At 52.6% G+C, this 23,982-nt stretch carries 26 protein-coding genes; 17 read left to right on the forward strand and 9 right to left on the reverse strand.

Features of this window, described 5'->3' with window-relative positions:
• Nucleotides 1-182 precede the first annotated feature (182 nt).
• The 8 genes from wecB to AWJ19_RS27065 are packed head-to-tail and all read left to right on the forward strand — an operon-like array spanning nucleotide 183 to nucleotide 7,162.
• Nucleotides 183-1,274: a UDP-N-acetylglucosamine 2-epimerase (non-hydrolyzing) gene (gene wecB / locus AWJ19_RS27030; RefSeq protein ID WP_068728310.1), complete on the forward strand. Its 1,092-nt coding sequence runs from the start codon at nucleotides 183-185 to the stop codon at nucleotides 1,272-1,274.
• The gene (locus tag AWJ19_RS27035) at nucleotides 1,267-2,253 is read left to right on the forward strand and encodes a polysaccharide biosynthesis protein (RefSeq protein ID WP_068728311.1); all 987 of its coding nucleotides are present in this window, start codon (nucleotides 1,267-1,269) and stop codon (nucleotides 2,251-2,253) included. Before wecB ends, AWJ19_RS27035 begins: the two co-directional genes overlap by 8 nt.
• The gene (locus AWJ19_RS27040) at nucleotides 2,250-3,089 is read left to right on the forward strand and encodes an SDR family oxidoreductase (protein WP_068728312.1); all 840 of its coding nucleotides are present in this window, start codon (nucleotides 2,250-2,252) and stop codon (nucleotides 3,087-3,089) included. The genes AWJ19_RS27035 and AWJ19_RS27040 overlap by 4 nt, the downstream gene beginning before the upstream one ends.
• Nucleotides 3,086-4,048, forward strand: coding sequence for an NAD(P)-dependent oxidoreductase (locus AWJ19_RS27045; RefSeq protein WP_128083711.1), 963 nt, complete (start codon nucleotides 3,086-3,088; stop codon nucleotides 4,046-4,048). The genes AWJ19_RS27040 and AWJ19_RS27045 overlap by 4 nt, the downstream gene beginning before the upstream one ends.
• Complete coding sequence (locus AWJ19_RS27050; RefSeq protein WP_068728314.1) at nucleotides 4,045-4,764, forward strand: glycosyltransferase; 720 nt, start codon at nucleotides 4,045-4,047, stop codon at nucleotides 4,762-4,764. The genes AWJ19_RS27045 and AWJ19_RS27050 overlap by 4 nt, the downstream gene beginning before the upstream one ends.
• Nucleotides 4,765-4,805: 41 nt before the next feature.
• On the forward strand, nucleotides 4,806-5,381 hold the full coding sequence (locus AWJ19_RS27055) for a class I SAM-dependent methyltransferase (RefSeq protein WP_068728315.1): 576 nt from the start codon (nucleotides 4,806-4,808) through the stop codon (nucleotides 5,379-5,381).
• Nucleotides 5,382-5,407: 26 nt separating this feature from the next.
• Nucleotides 5,408-6,130 (forward strand): glycosyltransferase, encoded by a 723-nt coding sequence (locus AWJ19_RS27060; protein ID WP_068728316.1) that lies wholly within the window; start codon nucleotides 5,408-5,410, stop codon nucleotides 6,128-6,130.
• 45 nt (nucleotides 6,131-6,175) lie between these two features.
• Nucleotides 6,176-7,162, forward strand: coding sequence for a glycosyltransferase family 4 protein (locus tag AWJ19_RS27065; RefSeq protein ID WP_082708149.1), 987 nt, complete (start codon nucleotides 6,176-6,178; stop codon nucleotides 7,160-7,162).
• A gap of 65 nt (nucleotides 7,163-7,227) precedes the next feature.
• On the opposite strand, the gene AWJ19_RS27070 is transcribed toward AWJ19_RS27065, so the two are convergent.
• On the reverse strand, nucleotides 7,228-8,298 hold the full coding sequence (locus tag AWJ19_RS27070; RefSeq protein WP_068728317.1) for a glycosyltransferase family 4 protein: 1,071 nt from the start codon (nucleotides 8,296-8,298) through the stop codon (nucleotides 7,228-7,230).
• Nucleotides 8,299-8,481: 183 nt separating this feature from the next.
• On the opposite strand from AWJ19_RS27070, the gene AWJ19_RS27075 reads away from it, so the two are divergent.
• Nucleotides 8,482-9,447: a YhcN/YlaJ family sporulation lipoprotein gene (locus AWJ19_RS27075; RefSeq protein ID WP_068728318.1), complete on the forward strand. Its 966-nt coding sequence runs from the start codon at nucleotides 8,482-8,484 to the stop codon at nucleotides 9,445-9,447.
• An 841-nt stretch (nucleotides 9,448-10,288) separates the two neighbouring features.
• Here the strand turns inward: AWJ19_RS27075 and nagA are convergent.
• From nagA to AWJ19_RS27090, 3 genes are read right to left on the reverse strand one after another with little or no spacing between them, the layout of a single operon-like run.
• Nucleotides 10,289-11,494 carry an N-acetylglucosamine-6-phosphate deacetylase gene (nagA, locus tag AWJ19_RS27080; protein WP_128083712.1) on the reverse strand — a complete coding sequence of 402 codons (1,206 nt, stop codon included), beginning with the start codon at nucleotides 11,492-11,494 and terminating at the stop codon, nucleotides 10,289-10,291.
• On the reverse strand, nucleotides 11,479-12,210 hold the full coding sequence (gene nagB / locus AWJ19_RS27085; RefSeq protein WP_068728319.1) for a glucosamine-6-phosphate deaminase: 732 nt from the start codon (nucleotides 12,208-12,210) through the stop codon (nucleotides 11,479-11,481). The genes nagA and nagB overlap by 16 nt, the downstream gene beginning before the upstream one ends.
• Entirely contained in the window at nucleotides 12,210-13,088 is an 879-nt protein-coding gene (locus tag AWJ19_RS27090; RefSeq protein ID WP_068728320.1) for a MurR/RpiR family transcriptional regulator, read from the reverse strand. Before AWJ19_RS27090 ends, nagB begins: the two co-directional genes overlap by 1 nt.
• A 444-nt stretch (nucleotides 13,089-13,532) precedes the next feature.
• Here AWJ19_RS27090 and AWJ19_RS27095 point away from each other — a divergent pair, with 444 nt between their 5' ends.
• Nucleotides 13,533-13,718, forward strand: coding sequence for a hypothetical protein (locus AWJ19_RS27095; protein WP_068728321.1), 186 nt, complete (start codon nucleotides 13,533-13,535; stop codon nucleotides 13,716-13,718).
• Between the two features lie 103 nt (nucleotides 13,719-13,821).
• Here AWJ19_RS27095 and AWJ19_RS27100 read toward each other — a convergent pair whose 3' ends face one another.
• Both AWJ19_RS27100 and AWJ19_RS27105 read right to left on the reverse strand, forming a co-directional pair.
• Complete coding sequence (locus AWJ19_RS27100) at nucleotides 13,822-14,040, reverse strand: helix-turn-helix transcriptional regulator (protein WP_068728322.1); 219 nt, start codon at nucleotides 14,038-14,040, stop codon at nucleotides 13,822-13,824.
• Between the two features lie 10 nt (nucleotides 14,041-14,050).
• Nucleotides 14,051-14,533: a DUF2975 domain-containing protein gene (locus AWJ19_RS27105; protein ID WP_068728323.1), complete on the reverse strand. Its 483-nt coding sequence runs from the start codon at nucleotides 14,531-14,533 to the stop codon at nucleotides 14,051-14,053.
• Nucleotides 14,534-14,837: 304 nt separating this feature from the next.
• Here AWJ19_RS27105 and AWJ19_RS27110 point away from each other — a divergent pair, with 304 nt between their 5' ends.
• From AWJ19_RS27110 to AWJ19_RS27120, 3 genes are all read left to right on the forward strand, one after another.
• Nucleotides 14,838-15,062: a helix-turn-helix transcriptional regulator gene (locus AWJ19_RS27110; protein ID WP_039876697.1), complete on the forward strand. Its 225-nt coding sequence runs from the start codon at nucleotides 14,838-14,840 to the stop codon at nucleotides 15,060-15,062.
• A 200-nt stretch (nucleotides 15,063-15,262) separates the two neighbouring features.
• Entirely contained in the window at nucleotides 15,263-16,024 is a 762-nt protein-coding gene (locus tag AWJ19_RS27115; protein WP_068728324.1) for a SagB/ThcOx family dehydrogenase, read from the forward strand.
• A 344-nt stretch (nucleotides 16,025-16,368) separates the two neighbouring features.
• Complete coding sequence (locus AWJ19_RS27120; protein WP_068728325.1) at nucleotides 16,369-17,346, forward strand: LacI family DNA-binding transcriptional regulator; 978 nt, start codon at nucleotides 16,369-16,371, stop codon at nucleotides 17,344-17,346.
• 298 nt (nucleotides 17,347-17,644) lie between these two features.
• Here the strand turns inward: AWJ19_RS27120 and AWJ19_RS27125 are convergent, their stop codons facing one another.
• The 3 genes from AWJ19_RS27125 to AWJ19_RS27135 form a co-directional block, all read right to left on the reverse strand.
• Complete coding sequence (locus AWJ19_RS27125) at nucleotides 17,645-18,181, reverse strand: hypothetical protein (protein WP_068728326.1); 537 nt, start codon at nucleotides 18,179-18,181, stop codon at nucleotides 17,645-17,647.
• A gap of 132 nt (nucleotides 18,182-18,313) precedes the next feature.
• Nucleotides 18,314-18,838, reverse strand: coding sequence for a hypothetical protein (locus AWJ19_RS27130; RefSeq protein ID WP_068728327.1), 525 nt, complete (start codon nucleotides 18,836-18,838; stop codon nucleotides 18,314-18,316).
• Complete coding sequence (locus AWJ19_RS27135) at nucleotides 18,835-20,622, reverse strand: ABC transporter ATP-binding protein (protein ID WP_068728328.1); 1,788 nt, start codon at nucleotides 20,620-20,622, stop codon at nucleotides 18,835-18,837. Before AWJ19_RS27135 ends, AWJ19_RS27130 begins: the two co-directional genes overlap by 4 nt.
• A 286-nt stretch (nucleotides 20,623-20,908) precedes the next feature.
• On the opposite strand from AWJ19_RS27135, the gene AWJ19_RS27140 reads away from it, so the two are divergent.
• The 4 genes from AWJ19_RS27140 (at nucleotide 20,909) to AWJ19_RS35435 (ending at nucleotide 23,681) form a co-directional block, all read left to right on the forward strand.
• Nucleotides 20,909-21,913 (forward strand): MetQ/NlpA family ABC transporter substrate-binding protein, encoded by a 1,005-nt coding sequence (locus tag AWJ19_RS27140; RefSeq protein ID WP_068728329.1) that lies wholly within the window; start codon nucleotides 20,909-20,911, stop codon nucleotides 21,911-21,913.
• Nucleotides 21,894-22,676: an ATP-binding cassette domain-containing protein gene (locus tag AWJ19_RS27145; protein ID WP_068728330.1), complete on the forward strand. Its 783-nt coding sequence runs from the start codon at nucleotides 21,894-21,896 to the stop codon at nucleotides 22,674-22,676. The genes AWJ19_RS27140 and AWJ19_RS27145 overlap by 20 nt, the downstream gene beginning before the upstream one ends.
• On the forward strand, nucleotides 22,676-23,422 hold the full coding sequence (locus AWJ19_RS27150) for an ABC transporter permease (RefSeq protein WP_068728331.1): 747 nt from the start codon (nucleotides 22,676-22,678) through the stop codon (nucleotides 23,420-23,422). The genes AWJ19_RS27145 and AWJ19_RS27150 overlap by 1 nt, the downstream gene beginning before the upstream one ends.
• Nucleotides 23,423-23,522: 100 nt before the next feature.
• Nucleotides 23,523-23,681, forward strand: coding sequence for a hypothetical protein (locus AWJ19_RS35435; protein ID WP_157890098.1), 159 nt, complete (start codon nucleotides 23,523-23,525; stop codon nucleotides 23,679-23,681).
• Nucleotides 23,682-23,982: the final 301 nt, after the last annotated feature.

Raw genomic sequence — 23,982 nt, forward strand, 5'->3', positions numbered from 1 at the left:
CGCGTGCGCCGGGGCTCTGCTTTTCGCGAGGCGCACCGCCTCTCGCCGGCCTCTGCCTTGCGCGAGGCGCACCGCCCCTCGCCGGCCTCTGCCTTCCGCGGGGCGCACCGCCCCTCGCCGGCATCAATACCACCCTGCCTGAATACAGCATCAGCAGGGTCAACATCAAAGGGAGTGAACCCATGAAGATCATGACGATTTTGGGCACACGGCCCGAAATTATCCGGCTCAGTGTGATCATACCGCTGCTGGATAAGCATGCGGAGCGGCATGTGCTGGTGCATACCGGCCAGAATTTCACGGCCAGCCTCAGCGGAGTGTTCTTCGCAGAGCTTGGACTGCGGGCACCGGATTATGTGCTGCAGGATAAGCAGGCGGGACTGGGCGGCCAGCTGGCTGCCATGTTCGGCAGTCTGGAGGGCATTCTGCTGAAGGAGCAGCCGGACCGGGTGCTGCTGCTTGGCGATACGAACAGTGCGCTGTGCGCTATTCTCGCCGAGCGGATGGGCATTCCGGTAGTCCACATGGAAGCGGGCAACCGCTGTTATGACCTGAAAGTGCCCGAAGAGAAAAACCGCCGTGTCATCGATGCGGTTTCCACCATTAATATGCCATATACGCAGCAGAGCAAACGCCATCTGGTCAGCGAGGGCTTCCCGAGTCAGCGTATCGTGCTCACCGGCAACCCGATTCATGAAGTGATTACGCACTATCAGGAGCAGATCGGCAGCAGTGATATTTTATCCAGGCTGGCACTGACCTCCGGCCAGTACTTCCTCGTTACAGCCCACCGGGCGGAGAATGTGGATGATCCTGAGTCGCTGGTTCAGATCATGTCAGGGCTTAATCTCGTCGCTGAGCAGTTCGGCCTCCGCCTGATCTGCAGCATTCATCCCCGTACCCGTTCCAAGCTGACGGAGAAGTTCCCGCTGACCATGAACCCGCTGGTGGAATTCCATGAGCCTTTCGGATTTTTTGATTTCGTCCATCTGGAGCAGCATGCCCTCTGTGCGATCACCGACAGCGGAACCGTCCAGGAGGAATGCTGCCTGATGGGAGTGCCAACCGTAACGATCCGCCGGACGACAGAACGTCCGGAGACGGTGGATTGCGGAAGCAATGTAGTGTCGGGAGTGGAGCAGAACAGCATTCTGCGCAGTGTCCGGCTGATGACGTCGCTGAGTCCGAAATGGGAGGCACCGGAGGGCTATTTGACCCCGGATGTCTCGGCCAAGGTAGTCAAATTTTTGCTTGGAGGGAACCTGCATGTTTAATAATAAACGGATTCTGGTCACCGGCGGCACCGGTTCCTGGGGGCATGAGCTTATCCGGCAGCTGCTGCCGCAAAATCCCAACGAGATCATCGTCTTCTCCCGCAGTGAATCTGCACAGGTGGCAATGAGCCGCGAATTTGAAGATAACCGCCTCAGCTTCGTAATCGGGGATATCCGTGACAAGGAGGCGCTGGTCGCCGCCTGCCGCGGCGTGGATTATGTGTTCCATCTGGCGGCGCTGAAGCATGTTCCGGTCTGTGAGGATCAGCCGTATGAAGCGCTGAAGACCAACGTGGTCGGTACCCAGAACGTCATCGAAGCGGCCATCGCCAACAATGTGGAAAAAGCGATCTATATCTCCACCGACAAAGCGGCCAATCCGTCCAACTTCTACGGCATGACCAAGGCCATCGGCGAAAAGCTGTTCGTCTACGCCAATCTGCTCGGCTCCCGTACCCGGTTCGTAACCGTGCGAGGCGGCAATGTGCTGGGAACGAACGGCAGTGTCGTTCATCTCTTCATGAAGCAGATCAAGGATAAGGGCCAGGTCCGCATTACCGATATGAAAATGACCCGCTTCTTCTTCACCCTGCGCGATGCGATCACCCTGCTGTTCAAAGCTTCGGAAGTCAGCCTCGGCGGCGAAATCTTCGTCATGACCATGCCGACCTGCAAGATCGTCGATCTGGCGGAAGTGCTGATTGAAGCCTCCGGAAGAACCGATGTCAGCATCATCGAGGCAGGCATCCGGCCGGGAGAGAAAATCCACGAAATTCTGATGAGTGATTTCGAGAGCCTGACGACCGTTGTCTACGATGAGCAGTACCTGGTCATTCTCCCGACGCTGGATATGCCTGAGCTGAAGGCCCACTACAAGAGCTATCCGCATGTCTCCTTCAACAGCTTCAGCTCGGAGAATAACCTGATGGATCAGGAGGAGATCAAGAGCATCCTGATCCGGGGAGGGTTCCTGCAATGAAGCTGCTTATCCTCGGCGGAAACGGTATGGCGGGTCATATGCTGGCGGCGTATTTTCGCCGCCAGGGCACACATCATGTCTTCCATACAACCCGGGATAAGAGTGATCTTGGCGGGCTGTATGTCGATGCCGACGATATTGCCGGCGTTGAGAAGCTGATTGAAATGGTATCACCCCATTGCATTATTAATGCAATGGGTGTCCTTAATCATTTTGCCGAGCGTGACCGGGTTACGGCTTATCATGTGAACGGCTTTTTGCCGCACCGGCTGCGCCGTGCTGCAGATGCCGCGGGAGCCCGGCTGATCCATATCAGCACCGACTGCGTGTTCGAAGGAACACGCGGCGGTTACACGGAAGAGGATGCTGCCGACGGCACCTCGGTCTATGCCATCACCAAAAGCCTTGGTGAAGTCCGCGCCCCCGGTCATCTGACCATCCGCACCTCGATCATCGGCCCGGAAATCCGTGCCGGCGGCATCGGGCTGATGGAATGGTTCATGGCCCAGAAGGGGCCCGTGTCCGGCTATGAACGGGTGATGTGGAACGGGGTCACGACGCTTGAGCTGGCCAAAGCGGTAGAGCAGATGCTGGATTCCCCGGTTTCCGGCCTCATTCATCTGGCCCATCCGCAGCCGCTCAGCAAATATGAGCTGCTGCGCCATATGCAGCAGGCCTTCGATAAGAACGATGTTGAGATTATTCCCGAATCCGCGCATGTCCAGGACCGGACACTGGTGAGTACAAGAGCCGATGTTCATTTTGAATTGCCGGCATATCCTGTAATGCTCAGAGAACTGGCTGACTGGATGAAACAGTCAGCGATGTACACATGAAGGCGCGCAGGCTGCTGATTACCGGAGCTGCAGGCTTTACCGGAGCACATGCTGTCCGTTACTTCCATGCCGCCGGGGCAGAGGTTACTGCTGTGGTGCGCCGCCCTCCGGCAGCCCTCATCTGGCCGGAAGGGGTAAAGCAGCAGGTATGTGATCTGAGCGACCGCAGTGCTGTGGCAGCCATGGTTGCCGAGGCGGAGCCGGATGAGGTGCTGCATCTGGCCGGCCGCAACTCCGTCCCGGAATCATGGCGGGATCCGCTGCTCTACATGGAGACCAATGTGATGGCGACGCTGTATCTGCTGGAAGCGCTCCGCGCCCGGCCGGCAGGACGGATTCTGGTTGCGGGCTCCCGGCTGAAGTACCGTCCGGGAACCGCTGCCGGTCCGCCCCATCCCTACAGCCTCAGCAAAACACTGGAGGAGCTGGTGTCCCTTGCCTGGGGGACCCTGTTCAAGCAGCCGGTACTGCTGGCGGAGCCCTGCAACCTGATCGGCCCCGGCCCTTCCACCGGCTTCTGCACCCTGCTGGCGCAGCATATTGTGCGCAGCGAAGCTGCAGCGGCAGGCGGAGCTGATGCGCCGCAGGCCTTCCGGCTGTCATCACGGCAGGCGCTGCGCGACTTCCTGGATGTACGCGATGCTGTGCGGGCTTACGATTATATTCTCCGCAGCGGTACAGAAGGCACCGTCTACCGGATCGACTCGGGAACACAGCGGACGCTAGGCGATATTTCCGTTAAGCTGCTGGCTCACGCCAAAGCTCCGGTTCCGATGGACTGGGGACCGGATGCCCCCGGGCAGGCGCCGGATCCGGCCGGGGCAGCGGAAGCGGATGCTCTGGACGAAGCAGTGGAGAATGCTGCAGCACTCGGCTGGAAGCCTGAAATCAGCCTTGAGCGCTCGCTGAAAGAGATTGTGGATTATTGCCGCTCCGGCAGGGAAGGAAGGTTGTCATGAATCGTCCGAAGGTTTCGGTCATTATCCCGTTCTATAATTGTCCTTATATCGAGCAGGCGCTGCAAAGCGCCTTATCCCAATCCTGGCAGCCCTATGAGATTATCGTAGTCGATGACGGCTCTTATGTTCACACGGACCGGATTGCCCCTTATCTGCACAAAATTCACTATCTGGGCAAAGCCAACGGGGGAACAGCCTCCGCCCTGAATCACGCGATTCTGCATGCTACCGGTGATTATGTGGCCTGGCTGAGCTCAGACGATATGTTTTACCATGACAAAATAAACAATCAGGTGCTCTTCATGGAGCAGAACCGCCTGCTGATCACCTATACCAACTTCCATTTTATTAACGGGGAATCGCAATTGACGGAGATGAACGGTTCGCCCGTCTTTCCGAATCATCTGGAATACCTGCGGTGCTTCCTGCAGGGCAATCCCATCAATGGCTGTACGGTTATGTTCAAACGTGAGCTGTTCGGCGCCATCGGCTTGTTTAATGAGTCTCTGCCTTACACACATGATTACGACCTGTGGTTCCGGGCGATTCTGAACGGCTACCCCCCGGTGATGCTGAACCAGCCCTTAACAGCTTACCGGCGCCACAGCGGGATGGGTACCCTGAAGCATTACGATGTCATTATGGCAGAGGCTGCAGCGACCAATGCCCGCTATAACGGTATGCTGCGCGGACTGATTGCCTCTATGGGCGGCTGACCGCGCAGCCGCCGCCAAGAACTTATGGGGGAGGGAAGCCTATGTACCGGGAAATTCAAGTGAAGGACTTCCTGCCGGTGTTGCTTGAGCAGCTGAAATTTTCCGACAGCATTCTGGATGTCGGCAGCGGGACCGGGGCGCTGCTGGAACGCTATGAAGCTGCTGTAGTAATCGGCCTGGATATTCACCGGCCCTATCTGCTGCACCGTAAATATACTTCGCCCTGTATTATCCCGATCCATGCCAATGCCAGTCATATCGACAAGCTGTTTCTGCCGGGAACGTTCTCGGCAGTGACGCTGATTGATTCGCTGGAGCATTTTACAATGGACGAAGGAAAAGAGCTGCTCCGCAAAGCGGAGATCATTGCCTCGAACCGTGTAGTGGTCTTTACGCCGCGCGGATTTTTTCCGCAGGAAGGGACGGATCATTTTCATCTGCACGGCGAGTATTACCAGCGGCACTGGAGCGGTTGGGAGCCTGAGGACTTCATGAAGCTCGGCTACTCGGTGACTGTGCTGAAAGGATACCATCATGCGGAGAATCCGGCCTTCCGGGAAGCGTTCGGGGAAGATCACGCGCCGCTGGATGCCCTGCTGGCCTGTAAAACGGTCTAACCATACTTCGGGAAGGAGGTGAGCGTATGAACCATAGCTCTAAGGTATCGGTGGTAATCCCTTTTTACAATTGTCCTTATATTGATGAGGCGGTAGAAAGCGTGCTGGCCCAGAGCTACTCTGATATTGAGCTGATTGTGGTTGACGACGGTTCTTCCCTGTACACCGATAAGCTTAACCCCTACAGGGACAAAATTATCTATATCCGCAAAGGAAACGGAGGTACCGGATCGGCGCTCAATATGGGGATTAAGGCAGCCAGCGGAGCTTATTTTGCCTGGTTAAGCGCGGATGACCGGTTTCACCCGCACAAGATTGAGCGGCAGCTGCAGGAGATGCGCAGCACAGGGACTCTTTTTAACCATACTGCCTATTATTACATCAATGAACGGAGCGAACGGGTATCCGAAGTAATCAGTGTACCTTTTCCCGACAGGCGTGAGCTGATCAAGACGATGATGACGGGCTGTCCGGTTAATGGCAGCTCTGTTCTGCTCCATATGGACATTTTCCGGGCAGTTGGGCTGTTTAATGAAAGCTTCCTCTATACCCAGGACTATGATCTGTGGCTGCGGATTCTGCCTCATTACAGCTGGTCTTACATTAAAGAGCCCCTGCTGGACTACCGGGTACATCAGGCGATGGGCTCCATTATTCACAACGAAGCGCAGAGCAGGGAAATTAAGATGGTACAGGCCAAGCATAACGGTGCTCTTGCCAAGCTGCTTAGAAAGGAGGGATGGCCGTGAGGCTGATATTTCCGGTTCTGACTGTCCAGGGGGGGCGCACAGCGGATGCTGGCCGAATTGGTCAACCGCCTTAGCGGAACAGGGCATGACGTGGTCGTGCTTATGCCTGCGGGAGGCACTGTGGAATACGAGATGCATTGCCAGGTGGTCCACTCGTCTGCCGTCAACCTGACTGAGCATGATTTTCCTTATGGAGACGTTATTGTTTCCAATTACTATACAACTGTGCAGGCGGCCCAGCGGGCGAGCGAGCAGGGAAAAGGCATACATGTCAGGCTTGCGCTCTGCTATGAACCGACTTTTCTGCCCGACAATAACCAGTCATTTGCCTCCTACAGCATTACCCGTAACCTCATGGTGCTGTCGCGCTGGCAGCAGGAGATTGTACGGATCAACCATGGCATTAAAGGGAGAATTGTACCGGTTGGCGTGAACGGAGATTTCCACAATATGCAGATGCGTGACGTACCGGGAAGGAGTCTCGTCGTATCCGCGATTCTGCGTAAGCCGGAAGGAGGATTCTCCGGGCACAGGGAGCAGGATTATCTTTTGCAGGAGCTTAATACGGTAAAGGAGCTGCATCCCGAGGTCCAGATCTATCTGATTACACCGCCGGGTGAATATGCCGATTCGGCTGCACTGCAGGCCATTCTGGCCGACACCCGCTACCATACGCGTACACCTTCAAATGATATAGAGCTGTGCTACCATTATAATGAGAGCGATATTTTTGTCAGCTCCAGCACCTTTGATACCGGCTCACTGCCCGGTCTTGAAGCGATGCGCTGCGGGGCGGCACTGGCTACAGTCTATTCCGGAGGCAATCTGGAGTATGGCATACACCAGCATAACTGTCTGATGTCCTACCGTTTTGAGAACCGGCTGGCACAGGATATCGTCACTTTGATAAGGGATAAGGAGCTTCGTGAACGAATTGCCCGCCGGGGAGAGCTTGATTCCCGGAGGTTCACCTGGGAGCGAAGCATGGAGATTTTTCAGGCGGAGCTGTACGATATTGTCGCCCGCAACTAAAAAGAACCTTCAGGCCCGGTGGCGGCACCGGGATCCTGAAGGTTCTTTTGCCTGGCTTCATGCACCTAGAAAATCGAAAAGGAGTTCAGCATTTCACGGAACGAGTGGGCATAACGCTCAGAGCCGAACCGGACCTCCATATGGTTTCTGCCTTGGGAGCGGATGTTGTCCCGCAGCTCCAGATTATTCATCAGCTCCAGGCCTTCCTGTACTGCAATTCCTACATTGCCCAGCGGATAGAACTTGCCGGAGTAATTATGGACGATAAAAGAACGGACACCGTCAGAATCGGTACTAAGTACGGGACAGGTACAGCATACTGCTTCAGCTACCGCATAACCGAATCCTTCTGTTATCGACGTAGACAGCAGAAACCCGCCGGAAGCAGCTATGGACGAATAGTATACAGGCATCACGTGATTAGGGATATTCGTGAAGACCACCAGCCGGTCATTTAATCCCAGCCGATACAGTTCTTCATTAAAAAGCTGCTTCTGCTCCTCGCTGGCAAGCTGCGGATCATGAAACATCCAGAGGTGCAAATTGGGCTTGCTGCTGCGGATGTCCTTGGCAATCTGCAGATATTCGCGCCAGTTCTTGTTGCTCTCCAGCCGGCCGACCCAGGCAATGACCGGGTCATGCGGCGTTTCTCCGGGAACGAAACGGAAAGTCTGGACATCTACGATGTTGGGTATGATATAGCGGTGCAGCCAGGGGCAAATCGAAATGAAATATTCCACCAGATGGTCTGTAGGCGGAATCAGTACCGCATTACAATAGGAACGCAAATATGGAACCGCTTCTATAATCATATTCTTCGCATCTTCACGTTTCCCGAGCCCTTGGGACTCGTAGATCAGAATACCGCCGTATCCAAGCCGCCGCAGGCGTTCCAGCAGCAGGTAGTCAGAGGTTACAATAATCGCATCGTAGTGCTCGGTAAAAAGCAATGCGCGGATTTCTTCATCTCCCGAAGCGATAAATACCGGGAATTTGCTCTGATTCTGCTGCGAGGAACCCGGCATGAGATATAGAACATGGCATTCGATGCCTTCGCGCTGCAGACTTTCGCACCGCAGTTTGTTCAGGGTCTCGACCCCGCCGCTGGGTACATAAAACGTAAATAATACCTTCATGCTCAACCCTCCTGAGTTCACCTTGCGGAGCCCTACTGTCTATAGGATACGCGAAGGTTCCCCGGCATGTGACAGTATGCGGGCAGCCTGTGCCAAATCCTTTCAGGATAGCACGCTTTGCTGCGGGTCAAGCTAAGTCTTGTTAAGCTGCATTCATTATATTGTAGAGGCGGAGGTTGATTTATGTTACGGTCAAAAGTCAGCGCATCAGTTGTATCCACGGCTTTGCTGCTGGGGATGATCAGTCTTACCGGCTGCGGAGCAAATGATTCCGCAGACAGTAACAATGTGCATACAAACAGCGTAAAAGGAAATAACGGCGGCCGGATTCAGACGAATGCGGTGCAGGGCAATACCTATGACAAAATGGAGATGAGCCAGGAGCTCGCTGAGCATGTCTCGGCCATGCCGGAGGTAAGCACAGCCAATGTCATGCTGGCCGGAAGAAGCGCCTATGTTGCCGTCAAGCTTGATGAGACCAACGGCAAGCCGCGTAACATCGGCACCCAGGGTAACATCGGCATCCGCAGTTATCGTTCTTACAGCTATGACGCCGGCAATGCTTCCGGCATACTGCCGCGCACCGGCAGTATGGGCGGTATGGATAACGGTCATACGGCAGGCGGAGCAGGCGGCATGGATAACGGGAATAGAACCGGCGGCCGGGGCAGTGTAACCGGTACACCAGGTGTAACAGGTATGGGAGGCTCCATGGACGGAGTTCCCAAGAGCCTGACGGGCACTGGAACGGCTGGGGGAACCGGCATGACGGCTCCACAGGCTTATCCGGGTAACGGAGGAAACGGTATCATGTCCGGCAGCAATTACACGGACGGAACCCGGATGAAGCGGGATATTGACGACAGCATGGGCAGCGGAATCGGAATCCGCAGCGGTGCGCCTAATAACAATTACCGGATGAACAGCAATGATGATGATGTCACCAGCGACATGAAGGACCGGATTGCCGCTGAGGTCAAAAAGGTTAATCCGTCTATCCAAAACGTCTACGTGTCAGCCAATCCCGACTTCGTGGAGCGGGCTGACTATTATGCCCGGGAAGCCCGTGCGGGCCACCCGCTGAAGGGTTTTGCGAAAGAATTCGGCACAATGGTGGAGCGTATCTTCCCAACGCGCAGCGGGTATTAAGGCCGCTGCAAAAGCGGAAAGTAACTGCAAAAGCGAATCGAACGTAACTGCTTTGGCCTAAAAGTAACCGGCTGTACGCGGACAAGAAAGAGGTCCGCTGCACAGCCGGTTCATTCCTATGCTCAGCAGTCCTGCCGGACTGGCATAGAAGTAACCGGATTATCGTTATCTCAGGGCAAAGGATAAGTACATGTTCTGTTGTATTCTTTACAGTAGTAGGGAGTTTAATCCGGGGAGATTGTATCCGTTTCTATTTTCTTGCTAAATAAGCGAAATGAAGGGCATAAATGCCTTTGATTTCGGCCGGTGAGGCTAAATGAGCGGATTTAGAGGTATCCCCTAACTAAGGAATGTTCTACAGACATAGTCTGCGGGCATTCCTTTTTTTGCATGGTGATTGCTGAAATTGCTCAAAAAGGGTTATAACTCTTGTTTCAGTGTACAGAATACAGCTATATGGGGATTGATAAGTAAAATAGGCATTTTAGTTGTATCAAAGAGACTGTCGATTAATGATCTTGAGCGTGCATTGTTTAACTGATCGATTTAGAGCCATTTAAGTAGTTCGTTCCTTGAACTCTTAAAAGAAAATTGGTCTGAGACAAGGAGTAGCGGAATTAATCGACAGTCTCTCAAATGCAGTTAAAGTTACCTGTGTTGCGGTGTGATGTGTGCGGTATGACGTGGTGCTGTGTGATGTGGCGCATGTGGATGCCGTGTGATGTGATATGGAGTAGTATGGTGCTGTACTGGTTGAGCTTAGGCCTGGGGCTAGGTATGCCGTATGCCGCATAATAAGCAGAACAGCGGCCCCCGTAAAGAACCGGAGACCGCTGCGTATTTAATCTATAGCGGCTGTAATCACACGGCCGTTAATCCATACCCCGTGCAGATTAAGCTGGTCATCGAGCCGCAGGATGTCGCCGCGTTTGCCGGCCTCCAGCGTACCGATGGTGCGCTGCAGCCCCAGCGATATAGCCGGCGTAAGGCTGGCTGCCTGTGAGGCCTCCTGCAGACTAAGCCCGACTTCCTGAACCAGATAGCGGAAGCCGCGGATCATGGTCAGGGTGCTTCCGGCCAGCGACTCGGGATGCTCCTTCAGGGTAGCTACGCCGCCGCTGACCATGACGGGCAGATCGCCGATCATATATTCACCGTCGTCCAGACCGGTTGCTGACATCGCGTCGGTAATCAGCAGCAGATTGGCTTTATTTTTAAGCCGGGTTACGATCCGGATCGCTGCGGGATGGACATGGATGCCGTCGGCAATGATCTCCGCCCGGATCCGGTCGTCGAACATGACCGCTCCGGCTGTTCCGGGCTTGCGGTGATGCAGCGGCGTCATCGCGTTATACATATGCACTGCCTGGTTCAGCCCGGCATCAGCAGCGGCGATAACCTCCTCGAAGGTGGCATTAGTATGTCCCAAGGCAGCTGTTATGCCATGCTTGCGCAGCCAGGAGATGGCTTCCAGCGCTCCTTCGCGTTCCGGCGCCAGCGTTACCTGGCGGATCAGCCCTGGATACTGCTCCTCCCATGCCTCCAGCCATCCGATATTGGCCGGGACGATGTGCTCGGGGTTCTGCGCACCCGGCCATTTCTGGCTGATGAACGGCCCCTCCAGATGGACACCGGCTAACCGGGCGTAAGGCATCCCGGCTGTGCGGTAGGCGTCCACCTCCGCCAGCACCCGGTCGATCTCCGGCTTGGCCGCGGTCATCGTAGTCGCCAGCATTGTAGTGGTTCCCTGGGAGGCATGGAAGCGGGTAATCGTATCCAGCGCACGGCTGTCACTGTACATGAAGTCGTATCCGGCTCCTCCGTGAACATGCACATCGACGAATCCGGGAATCAGCAGGCCGCCCTGTCCTTGACCGTTAGCCGGCCATTCAGCATAGGCGTCAGGCAGCCAGGCGGCTTCACCTGCGTAATGAATCTGTTCTCCTGAGACGGCAACGACGCCATCTGCTATCAGGCCGGCCGGCGTCAGTACCTTGCCATAGAGCAGCTGTCCGGAGAATTCTGTTTCTGTCATGATTTCAGCCATTTGGCAGCTCCTTCATCCAGCAGAACGACAACATTCGGATGACTCTGCAGGAGTGAGGCCGGGCACTGGGTCGTTATCGGACCTTCCAGTGCGTTACGGACCGCTTCTGCCTTCTCTTCGCCGCGCACCAGCAGAACAATCTGCCGTGCTTTGAGGATGCCGCCGATACCCATGGTCACCGCCTGGCGGGGCACATCCTCCAGCTTGTCGAAGAAGCGGGCATTGGCTTCCCGGGTTTCTTCAAGCAGATCCACTACATGTGTTCCGCTGCTGAGGCTGGCATCCGGCTCATTGAAGCCGATGTGGCCGTTGCTCCCGATGCCGAGAATCTGCAGGTCAACCGGGCCGTTATCCTCCAGCATCCGGTCATAAGCCAGACATTCGGCAGCAAGATCCGGCGCATTGCCGTTAGGCACATGAGTACGGGCAGGGTCGATATCGACATGGTTGAACAGGTGCTCGTTCATGAAGCTGCGGTAGCTCTGGGGATGGTCTACAGGCAAGCCTACATACTCATCCAGATTGTAAGAGGATGCTTTGGCAAAGCTGACCAGCCCCTTGCGGTGCATCTCGACCAGTCTGGCATAGACAGTGACCGGAGAGCTGCCGGTAGCAAGGCCGAGCACGGCTCTGGGATTGCTCTGCAGCAGGCTGACGATCAGATTGGCACCGGTTTCCGCGAAATCTTCCTGGGTCTTGAATTTAAGGATGTTCATTAAGATTGACCTCCCCGTTTATGTCGGTAGTGTTGGACGTTCAGATAAGACTGCTCCAGCTTGGGGATGAAGTCCCCGAACCGGGTGCTGACCATGCCGGTGAACAGAATATCAATGATATGCAGCTGCGCGATCCGTGAAGCCATATCGCCCCGGCGCATGCCCTGCTCCAGTGAGGAGGAGAACAAAGGAATGTCGGCCAGTGCAGCCAATGTGCTGCTGCCGTATGAAGTAAGCGAAATGGTAGAAGCGCCGCTGGCCTTGGCACAGCTTAAGGCATCAATCGTCTCCGGTGTTTCCCCGGAATAGGAGACGGCAAAAGCCACATCACCCCTGGCGAGTGAGGAAGCGGAAGTAATCTGCATATGCGAATCGGCAAAAGCAGTGCAATTCACCCCTATGCGCACCAGCTTCTGATAGAAATCCTGAGCGACAATCGAAGAGGTGGCCATCCCGTACAGATCCACACGGCGGGCATTGCAGAGCAGATCAACCGCACTCTGCAGCCGCTCCAGATCAAGCAGTGAAGTGGTGTCCCGGATTGAGGTCAGGTGATTGGCCTGCATCGCTTCAACGATAACGGACAGCGGGTTGCCGGCGACAATATCCTGATAAGAGGAGCCGCCGTCCTGCGGGGAGATGTCGCCATGGGCAATCTCTGCCGCCAGCTTGACTTTGAAATCGGGAAAGCCCTTGAAATGCAGTACCTTGCAAAAACGCGTAATGGTAGCGGGACTAACCCCGCACTGTTCAGCCAGCTCCGTGATTCCCATATGAACGATCTCACTGGGGGAGGATAAAATACGGTCCGCCAGCCTGCGCTCCATCAGGGAGAAGCTTGCCTGCTCATGCTCCAGGGCATGCAGTATAGGAGACATTAGCTCCACCTTCTTTTCTGTATCATGTTCTCAAATTGAATTTAATTACTGAAATTATTTTTATGAATATAGTTGTTTAAAAGAAAATTATTTTCATATTCAGAATAAAACATATTGTCTCAGGATGCAAGCAGGACTTTAAGTTCCCGGCTGTTGTTCATATGCCCGGCGGTAAGAGGGAGGAACCGGCACTTCCGGTTGACCGTTTACAAGGTTTATTTTGCGCACAGGCACACGATTTTTACACTATAAAAAAATGTCCTCTCCATAAGAACAGTAATCCTCGCATAGAGAACAAAAACCTTTAAAATTAGCATATTACCGGATAAAATCCGTTAAATAATGTCTTTTACCAGTGGACACGGACGTAAAATATGTTATAATGAAAGCGTAACCAAAAAGGGATTCACATTATGATTTCATCGCTCGAGGAGGATGAATGCAATGCTGGAAGTACTGAAGGAACTTAAGAACCGGGTCATTGGATTTTGGCAGCCGGAGGCAGCATCCGGGGAGGAAGACTACCTGAACATGGAGTATACCGTACAGCGTCATCTGCACACACCGCAGCCGGTTAGCCCGCTTACTTATGAGGAACAATCCCGGATCAAGTCTATTATTTACCACTGATACCGGCTTCAGCAGATAGATAAAGATTACGCAAGTATCCTGTAACAGCAAAAGACCGCAAACCTGGAAAGCCTCCGGAGCTGCGGTCTTTTATTTGTGTCTATCACTGGGTCTTATCGTCACTTCTATACTCAAGTAAATCTCCGGGCTGGCAGTCAAGGGCCTTGCATATCGCCTCCAGAGTGGAGAGCCGCACCGCCTTGGCTTTGCCATTCTTGAGAATGGACAGGTTGGCCATCGTAATGCCCACCCGCTCCGACAGCTCGGTTACGCTCATTTTCCGCTTAGCCAGCATCACATCAATGTTTACGATTATCGCCATTGTCGTCACCTCAGACCGTCAGGTCAATCTCTGATTTTAGTTCAATCGCATCTTTAAGCAGCTTCTGGAGAACGGCAGCAAAGAAGGCAATCACCATCCCGGCAAAAATCAGCACCATCCCGATAACGATAATCCCCGGAGCATCATCCCTCTCCGCCAGCAGATAAAAGAGCGGCATTCCCAGCACATACACTCCGCTGAAGGCCAGGGCACAGTACTTGATCAGCTTTAGGGCCCGCACGGACAGCTCCGAGAACGCCTTGTTCCGGTCGATGTAGCTTAACAGCTTGAACGCCTGATACAGCGCGAAGTAGAAGGGGAGCACCGATGCATATAAATCGAGCAGGACAAGAACCTTCAGATAAGCATGATCCGGATACAATTCAGCTGCAAACTCCGCTATCTCCGGCACCGCAAAGATACACAAGGCCAGCACAGGTATACTGATAAGAATAAGCGCCGCCTTCAAAAAAAGTGTTGATCCACGTTCCATAACAAGCCCCTCACTTATGAGTAATTTTGATAATAACTTATCACATTATTTATTGAATTACAATAAAAAAGTAGTGATAATAAATACTTTATTATTGTTAAAAAAGCATACTGGGATGGTGTGACGTAAGGCGCCGGCCATTTGCGGCATCATTCATGCTCAGCCTGTCCCTTACGGGACATTTGCCACCGCCCAATTTGGGTCAGTAACAGCACCATTGACATTGCGCATACATAGTATGTTTTGACTGTATCCCTTTACCTTGTTATACCAAACAAACCCAGGGCAAGGAGGGGTGACACCATTGAAGGGGAACGATCATCACAGCAAATTTCTGTTAACGCATCGTGAGCGCGAAGTATTCGAGCTCCTCGTGCAAGACAAAACTACACGGGATATTGCGGGATTGTTATTTATTAGTGAAAAAACGGTCCGCAACCACATCTCCAACGTCATGCAAAAATTAAACGTCAAAGGCCGTTCGCAAGCGGTTGTCGAGCTGATCAAGCTTGGGGAGCTGAAAATATAGCTGGCCTGGCTGCGCTGCAGTGACACGTTTAAGCCTCCTTTTATCCTGCGGATGAGGGGAGGTTTTTTGTTGTTCTGGGAACTGCTGGGAATTTGAGGGTAACAGAATTGAATGCATTGCAAAGATTGTGATTACCGTCACAAACTATTTTATATAACATGATAAATTTAAGTCACCAAAGTCATTCAGGAGGGTCCGTTATGGCAAGATACGAGCAGCAAAGGCAATTTCTTAAATCCAATTTTCATGAATTCAAGCATATAAAAACAGACAAGATCAAAGGAGTGGCCCAGCCGCCTGTTGTTAAGCCTTTTGATCCGGACTCGCAGATCATTGATTTGCCGAAAGTCAGCAGAGATGTTTTAAGCAAGGAAAATATGTTTGATTGCATAGATCAGAGAAGAAGTACGAGATTCTATTCTGCGGAAAAGCTAAGCCTTGAGGAGCTGTCCTATTTATTATGGGCTACCCAGGGGATTACGGGCATGAACAAGAATGGGCTAACCTTGCGGACAGTCCCCTGCAGCGGGGCGACGCACACCTTTGAAACCTATTTACTGATTATGCGGGTGGAGGGTGTACAAGAGGGGATTTACAGGTACATGCCTTCCGAGCATAAGCTCTTATTTATGTTTGAACTGGAACAGATGGAACAGCAGGTTGACGCTATTACTTTAGACCAGCCGTTTGTCCCTAATTTCGCCAGGAAAGCCGCTGTACTGTTTGCGTGGAGCACAACGCCCTACCGCTCCGAATGGAAGTATGATATTTCAGCCCACAAAAAAATCCTCATCGATGTTGGGCATGTATGCCAGAACCTTTATTTATCCAGTGAATCTATCGGTGCAGGGGCTTGCGCAATCGGGATCTACGATCAAAAGCTGATTGATGAGATTCTGGGATTAGACGGCGAAGAAGAGTTCGTAATCTATCTTGGTGCAGTCGGGAAGAAACGGGAATAGCTGCCTGCAGACGAACCTGCTGTCACGGCAATAGTTATGGCTTCAAAACGTATCTCCAGCGTCATGCCAAAATGAAACATTTAAGCCTTCTGTCATCCCGCTGGATGAGGGGAGGTTTCTTTGTTGCTGTAATAAAAAAACCGCCTCTATTTCGGCGGAAATGCGTAACTTAACCGGTCCGTCACGCCCTTGCGGTCACGCCGGTTTAATCCGGTAAGCTGTTACAGTTTCAGTGTAGCGTATGAAATGCGTTCCATAGCAAGCTTTTTACAATACAAAATTTCGGGAAGCGGTGTGGTAAAATAAAACCACTAGATGCCTAATTTCAGGAGGAAGCTGCGCTGATGGCCAATATCAAGGAAATTGCCCGGATCGCGGGCGTTTCTGTAACCACTGTGTCCCGGGTGCTGAACAATCATCCCTATGTGAGCGAGTCCAAGAGATCTGCTGTGCTCCAGACGATAGAGCAGCTGAACTATGCGCGGAATATGAATGCGGTGCATCTGAGCACCGGGCGGACGGGGACGGTCGCGGTCATTCTGCCGTATATCAATTTGTTTTATTTCTCGGTGGTAATGGACGGGCTGGCCCATGAGGCGCTGCTCGCGCAGTACCGGCTAATCCTCTGCCAGAGCAATTATGCTCCCGATGAGGAGCTGAAGGTACTTGAGATGCTGCGCAACAAAGAGATTGACGGTGTGGTTATTGTATCTACGGCACTGCAGCCGGAGGTCATTGAAGAGTATATGGAGTATGGACCTGTTGTGACCTGCCAGGATAACGGGAAGCGGCGGTTTTCGTCAGTTTATATTGAGCATTATGCGGCCTTTCGGCATGGACTCGAATATCTGAAAGACAAGGGCTACCGCAAAATCGGTTATTGCGAGGGCCGGCAGAACGGCAGCAGCGCATCCATCCGGCAGACGGCGTTTCACGCTTTTTTGGCTGAGCATCAGCTGCCCTTCCGCCAGGAATGGATGGTGTTCGACTGCATGACAGAGGAGAGCGGGGCGGCGGTTGCCCGTTCGCTGCTTCAGATGGAGGAACGGCCCGAGGTGTTCATTGTTACCGGCGACCATGTCGCAGCGGGACTCATTATCGAAGCGCGCAAGCACGGGCTGCGTATTCCGGAGGATATCGCTGTGCTGGGCTTTGACAACCAGCCGATCGGCCGGCTGCTCGACATCTCCACGATCGACAACCATCTCTACGATATGGGTGCCGCCGCCTTCCGCATCATCCACGAGCAGATTCGCACAGGGAACAGACAGCCTGTATACCGCAAGCTGGATTATGAGATTATTGAGCGGGGGACGGTGTAGGGGGAGGCGGGCCCACCATAAGACTAAAAGGCAAATTAGAAGTAAGATGTCATACCAAAGTAGTCATTAAAGACTATGGTAAATATAGCTGAACAGTACTGCGGGAGTATGTATTGTAAGTGTTAAATCAATAATGGCCGGGGAGTTGCATCGTCATGGCCGGGAATGAAATTCAGCTCAGCAGGCAGCGGCTTTAATACGGACTTGGCGCGTAGGTGCTGGATAAGCCGGATGTTCTTGAACCGAAAAGACTGTCTCACAGGCGCTTTACCCCTGCGGACAGTCTTTCGTGGTAAGATTATGTATTGGCGAAATGAAATCTGCTACAATACTCTTCCAATTTGGCAAAGGAAAAAGAATAGAAAGACAGGTGTTGATCACCGCTGACGCCTGTGCTCTTGACGGAGCAGGGCCAAGCAGCAAATCGTGCACACAATTTCTCCAGCTGCTCTTGATATGCGGGAATCCAGAACTGGACCCTGCTTACCCCGGGGTTGCCAGCCTTCATTTCAGCAAGAAGACCATTCAGCATGAGCATGAACAGCGGCGTGCTGCGGTATTCTTCCTGTATGAAAGCCACCTCTACATGACAAATATTCCTGTCCTCGTAATCGTTGGCCCCGGTACCGTAGACAAATCCGGCTGCACCCACTATACCGTAAGGCTCGTCCTCAAACATCAGAACTGCTCTGCCCATAGAGATCGGACTGCTGAAGAAGCTCAGCTTGGCAGCAAAAGAATAAGGCAGATTCAAATCGGCTTGATGTTTGATCAAATACTGGATATAAGCTGTGGTATCCATCTCCAGATTACAGGGGCGGATAAAAAACGGCATTACTTAACCAGGACTCTGAGCGAATCATTGACTCTGACAATTTTACCAAAGCCGCTGCCTTTTTTGACCTCTTTTACACTTGGTGGAATAGGTACCATGTCTATTTCCTCCTCTTTTCCATATATTTCTGCGCTATTTCAAATTTAATCTATCAAATTTTTGGAGTCTTGTCCACAAATAATCTATATCTGTACAAAAAATAATTTCTTCGCCTAACACGCCTTCTCTGGCATAGCTGGAGGTGTTAAATTTGGTATACAAATTACAGACATACGCATTATCAGCAAAAGCAACCATTCGTATTTCCCGGACCTCCGGATGTTCTGTGCGAATGGTGTTCACCAGATACTTCAGCCCCTTCAGAAAAAGCCTTGTCCCGCGGACAGCCTGATCAAATACGGTGAAGTCAAAAAGTACGGTTTCCTTATCCAGGAAATTATGCTCAGGAGTTCCGTGATAATAAGCACACGCTCCCAGTACACGTCCTTCGTCGTTTGTGATCTGAAGCAGATGACCCTCTGTAATATAGTTATATAGAAGGGTTACCATATCCATGGTCATGTAGGAAAGGTGCAGATCATGTCTGTGTTCAATCAGAAAAGAACTGACTTTTGCATAATCCTCATCGGTGGTGCAGCGTGCACAGGTAGTGGTCATGACCGAATCCCCTTTATAGTCATCTTGAGTTTATATTTGTTGATTCTATGCCTGTTCTGGCGGAATCCGTGCTGCTTTTCCCATAACTCCCTATAAATCCCGCTTAGCTGGAGCAGTTCGGCATGTGTTCCCGACTCAACAATCTCTCCTTCATGAAACACATAAATCTTGTCCGCATTCATGGTGGAAGCGAGCCGGTGGGTAACCGATATAAGGGTCATCTGTCCGCGCAGCTCCAGCAGCAGCCGGCTGATGTCCGCTTCGGTTGCGGCATCCAGCCCAGAAGTGATTTCGTCCAGCAGCAGCACCTGAGGCCTTCTCAATAAAGCTCTTGCCAGTGCTAGCCGCTGGCGCTGTCCGCCGGACAGAGGTCCGCCTTCACCGGGGATCCAGGTGTCGTACCCTTCAGGCAAAGCCATAATCGTCTCATGAATCCGGGCTGCACGGGCTGCTTCGTACATGATTTCCTCGGAAACGCCGCTGCGGTCCAGCAGCAGATTCTCCCGGATGCTTGCCTGGAAGAGATACGTATTCTGGGTTACCAGTGTCAGTTCCTTGCGCAGGGAAGCTTCACTGACTTTACGAAGATCTGTCCCGCCAATCCTTACCACACCCTCCTTGGGATCATAAAACCGGGCAAGCAGCCGCAGGGCGGTACTCTTGCCTGATCCGCTTAGTCCTACCAATGCTACATAACTGCCTGAAGGAACGGACAGGCTGACTTTTTGCAATTCCCCGGATCCTTCTGTATATCCGAACGTCACCCCGTCCATTTCCACGCTTAACCCTGAAGAAGGTAATACAACCGGGCGTACGGGCTCTGGAAAATCGGGCTTGAGATCCATAATTTCGCCGATCCGGGTGAAACTGACTCTAGAATCAATCAGATTAGGAATCAGAAACGACAGATTGCTTACAGCTTGTCCTACACTCATAAACAGGGTGAAAAACGCCATAAAGCCTCCGATGGTCATTTCGTCGTGAAAGATGAAATATCCGCCTAAGATGATCATAATCCCGTTCAGCATAAGTAAGGATGCCTGCGGCAGCCGCTCCATAAGAGAATTTATTCTATGTAATCCCGTTCCGGTCAGGAACAGTTCTCCAATATACTGGTCTGCTCTCTTCCCTATATTACCCTGCTGGTGGAGGCTGCGGATGGTCTGTTGTCCTCTGACCGCTTCATCTATTGCATTGGAGAAGCGTTCCTGCGCTTCTTTATAACTCCTGTTGGCTTTTTCCGCTTGTCCCAGCAGCAGTCTTGGAGCAATGAACATGAGCAAAGATCCGGCCAAAACGGCAAGTGTAAGCTTCCATTCGATGGAGAATAGAAGAATGATACCAAGCAGCGTACTGCCGACTTCACGTAATAGCAGAGGACAAGAGATACGGATCACCTGTTCAATCGACGACATGTCTCCAATAAAACGGCTGATTAGATCACCGGTACGGTAGCGCTCATAGAAGGGGGAGGATTGTCGCTGCAACTGGACGAATAGTTCAGCCCGCATCCGCCGGATTACCCCGCCGGCCAATCTGCTAAGCGAATAATCCCCGGCCTGGGCCGCAACGAGACTCAGCAGGCCGCCTGTAAGCAGGATTAAAAGGATCATAAGGAAGACCTGCAAATCTTTTGGGGCAAATGCATCATCCACGAGGTACTGCAAGCTCAGTGGAGCAGCCGCTGCATAGACAATTTCGGTGACACTCGTGATCAGAAATACAGCCAACAAAAGACGATGTTCGGCAAATCCCCGGATAATCATCTTGACAAAACTGAGCATCTAACCCCTCCCATGCCCAATATCGTACAGGATATCCCCGGGGCTGTAAATGGATGGTAGGCAATGTTCACAATCAGATACAGGTGGAGTCGGCTGGACAACTTCCGCAACAATTCACCGGCTATGCAGCTGTCATTATTTCAATTTATAAATATACAAAATGAGACAATGGGTGTAAAATTGCATTACTTACGCTGACAGGGGGAAGCATAGAGGCTTCTCTATGCCCTTATGTGAAAATATGCGCAAGCAAATATAATAGAGAGATTTGGAGGCAGGAAGATTCATGAAAAGAAAGAACTGGAAACACCTTACGATGCTGTTTACGCTAACCGCTGCGGTGGGCATGGTTGCGGCGGGCTGCGGCAATAACAATACAGCAAGCGGCAGCAATGCCGGGAATTCGGGCGGAGCTGCACAAACAGCGGCACCGGCGGAAGCGGCGGTCGTAACACTGGGCCTGCTGCCTTCGATCGACGCTATTCCGTTCATCATCGCGCATGAGCAGGGCTTCGATAAAGAGCATAACGTTAATCTGGATATCCAGACCTTCAAAAGCGCCAAGGACCGCGATGTGGCGTTCCAGGCCGGCAAGGTAGATGGCATCAGCGCCGATCTGGTGGCGATTTCCATCTATAACGAAGCAGGACTGGATGTAAAAATCACCAGCACCACTACCGGTGAATTTGACCTGCTGACCGGTAATGACGACATCAAGGATGTGAAGGATCTGAAGGGCAAAACCGTTATTTTGTCCAAGAACACCTCCACTCAATATACGGTAGCGATGATGCTGAAGCAGGCGGGACTGACTGAAGCCGATATTACGGTCAGCGAAGTGCCGCAGATTCCGACCCGGCTTGAGCTGCTGAAGAACCAGAAGGCTGATGCAGCTGTACTGCCTGAGCCGTTTGTAACGATGGGCGAGTCCTCCGGCCTGCGTGTGTTGAGCTCCACTCACTCTGCTGGCGTGAACCCGTTCGTGTTCGCTTTTCCGCAAAGTGTAATTGATGCCAAACCGCAAGCCATCCGCGACATGTATGCCGCTTATGATGATGCTGTTGCTTATATGAAATCCCACGATCAATCGGAATATATCGATCTTATTATTAAAGAAGTGGGTTACCCGGAGACATTGAAGGATCAGATCACAGTGCCTGCTTATGAGCCGGCTGTTCAAGTGGACGTGAAGGAAGTAGAGGCGGCTTTTGCCTGGGCGCGGGAGACAGGCCTGTTGACTAAAGATATTGCCCCTGAAGATGTGATCTCCGATGTCCAGTTTGGAAAATAACGGACTCTGCATCCGGGAACTGCAGGTCGAGTACAAGGGAGGCCAGGTGGCGCTCGGAAAGGTTAATCTGACGCTGCCCGAGCACGGCATCTATACGATTATCGGGCCTTCCGGCAGCGGTAAATCTACGCTCCTGCGAGCGGTTGCCGGCCTTCTGCCGGGCTACAGCGGAGAGCTGCTGTACAACGGCAAGTCCGTGCACGACAAGGATACGCTGGTCGGGCTTGTCCCGCAGAACTACGGCCTTCTGCCATGGAAGACGGTCCGGGACAACATCCGGATTGCCATGAAGATCACCGGAACTGCTGCAGCAGACAAGGCAGACCGGGAGACGCGGATCACCCGCTGGCTTGAGGCGATGGGAATCGCCGGGCTGGAGGGCCGCTATCCCCTGTCGCTTAGCGGCGGGCAGCAGCAGCGGGTGGCGATCGCACGGGCCTTTGCGATTTTGCCGCAAATTATGCTGCTGGATGAGCCGTTCTCGGCGCTGGATGCCGTGACGCGAGAGGCGTTGCAGCAGATTTTTCTGGATAACTGGCTGGCTCATCCGGCGACGGCGCTGTTTGTTACCCATGATGTGGACGAGGCGATCCTGCTGGGACAGAAGATTGTTATCCTCCCTGCGGGTACAGGGAAGCGGACGGAGCTTGAGGTGCTCGATAACGCTGCTGTGTTCGGGATGAAGCATGAAGAGAAGCGGGACAGCAACGAGTTTTTTGAGCAGACAAAAGTGATCAGAAAGGTAATGCAGGAGAAATGGTGATGAACAAGCGGATTAACCACGTGCTGCGGCTGTTGTTTGTTTTTGCAGGCATGAATCTGGTCTGGTATATCGTCTATCTGCTGATGAACCATCCAATTCTGCCGTCACCCGGCTCCGTGTATAAGGCGATGTTTCAGTTGGACGGCCATGAGGTGCTGCTGAATGTCGGGTACAGCCTGCTGCGGATTTTTGAGGGTGTGCTGCTGGCGCTTCTGACCGGCCTGATGATCGGACTGTTAATGGGGCGCTCGCCGCTCTGGAACAAGCTGCTCGATCCGGTCGTCTATCTGACCTATCCGATTCCGAAGATTGCCCTGCTGCCGGTAGTGATGCTGTTCTTCGGTCTGGGCGAAACCTCCAAGGTGCTGATGATTATGCTGATCCTGCTGTTCCAGATTATCATCTCCGTGCGCGACGGGATCAAGGCAATCCCCGAGACTACATATGATGTGCTGACCAGCATCGGCGCAAGCTCTGTGCAGAAATTCTGGAATGTGACGCTACCCGGTGCGCTGTCGGTCATCCTCAGCACGATCCGGGTGTCGCTCGGCACCGCGATTTCCGTGCTGTTCTTCACCGAAATTTACGGTACAGAGCACGGCATGGGCTTCTTCATTATGGATGCCTGGCTGCGGCTCGATTATCCGGAGATGTACGCGGGCATCATGCTGTTCAGCCTAGTGGGCTTTGTGCTGTTCCTGCTGGTGGATCTGCTGGATTACAGGTTCATGAGATGGCGGCGGTAAAAGTAAATGTGATATTAGGCGGCCCGGTGAGTGGCCGCCTTTTTGAGTTGTGGGCGTTAGAAAAAAACAGGTACCGCTTCAGGTGGCCGGATGAGCCGAAATGAAGGGCAAAAATGCCCTTGATTCCGGCGAAAGTGGCCGGATGTGCGAAATGAAGAGCAAAAATGCCCTTGATTCCGGCGAAAGTGGCCGGATGTGCGAAATGAAGAACAAAAATGCCCCTGATTCCTCGAGGAGCCGCGGAATGGAAGAAATGTAATTACCAGACTGAGTATAATCCGCGCATCATTTTGGGAGTGTAAGGCACTTCAACCTGTGATGTTGTTCATCTTTGGCAAATGCACAGGAACCGGGTCGGCTTATGTTTGCTCCTGAAATTTCCTGTCATAAATAAAATATGGAAAAGTTATGTATTTGTATTTATAATTTAGGAGAGTAGCAGCTGGCTAAAATAGTAAAAAGTAAGCGTTTGCTGATACTATTGCGCCTATGCTTCCGAAGCAAGTTTTGTACGAAGAATGCTCAGGAAGCCTATGCTAACAAAACTTAGGCCTATGCTT

The sequence above is a fragment of the Paenibacillus sp. DMB5 genome, from assembly GCF_001517085.1.
Taxonomy (GTDB): domain Bacteria; phylum Bacillota; class Bacilli; order Paenibacillales; family Paenibacillaceae; genus Paenibacillus_AQ.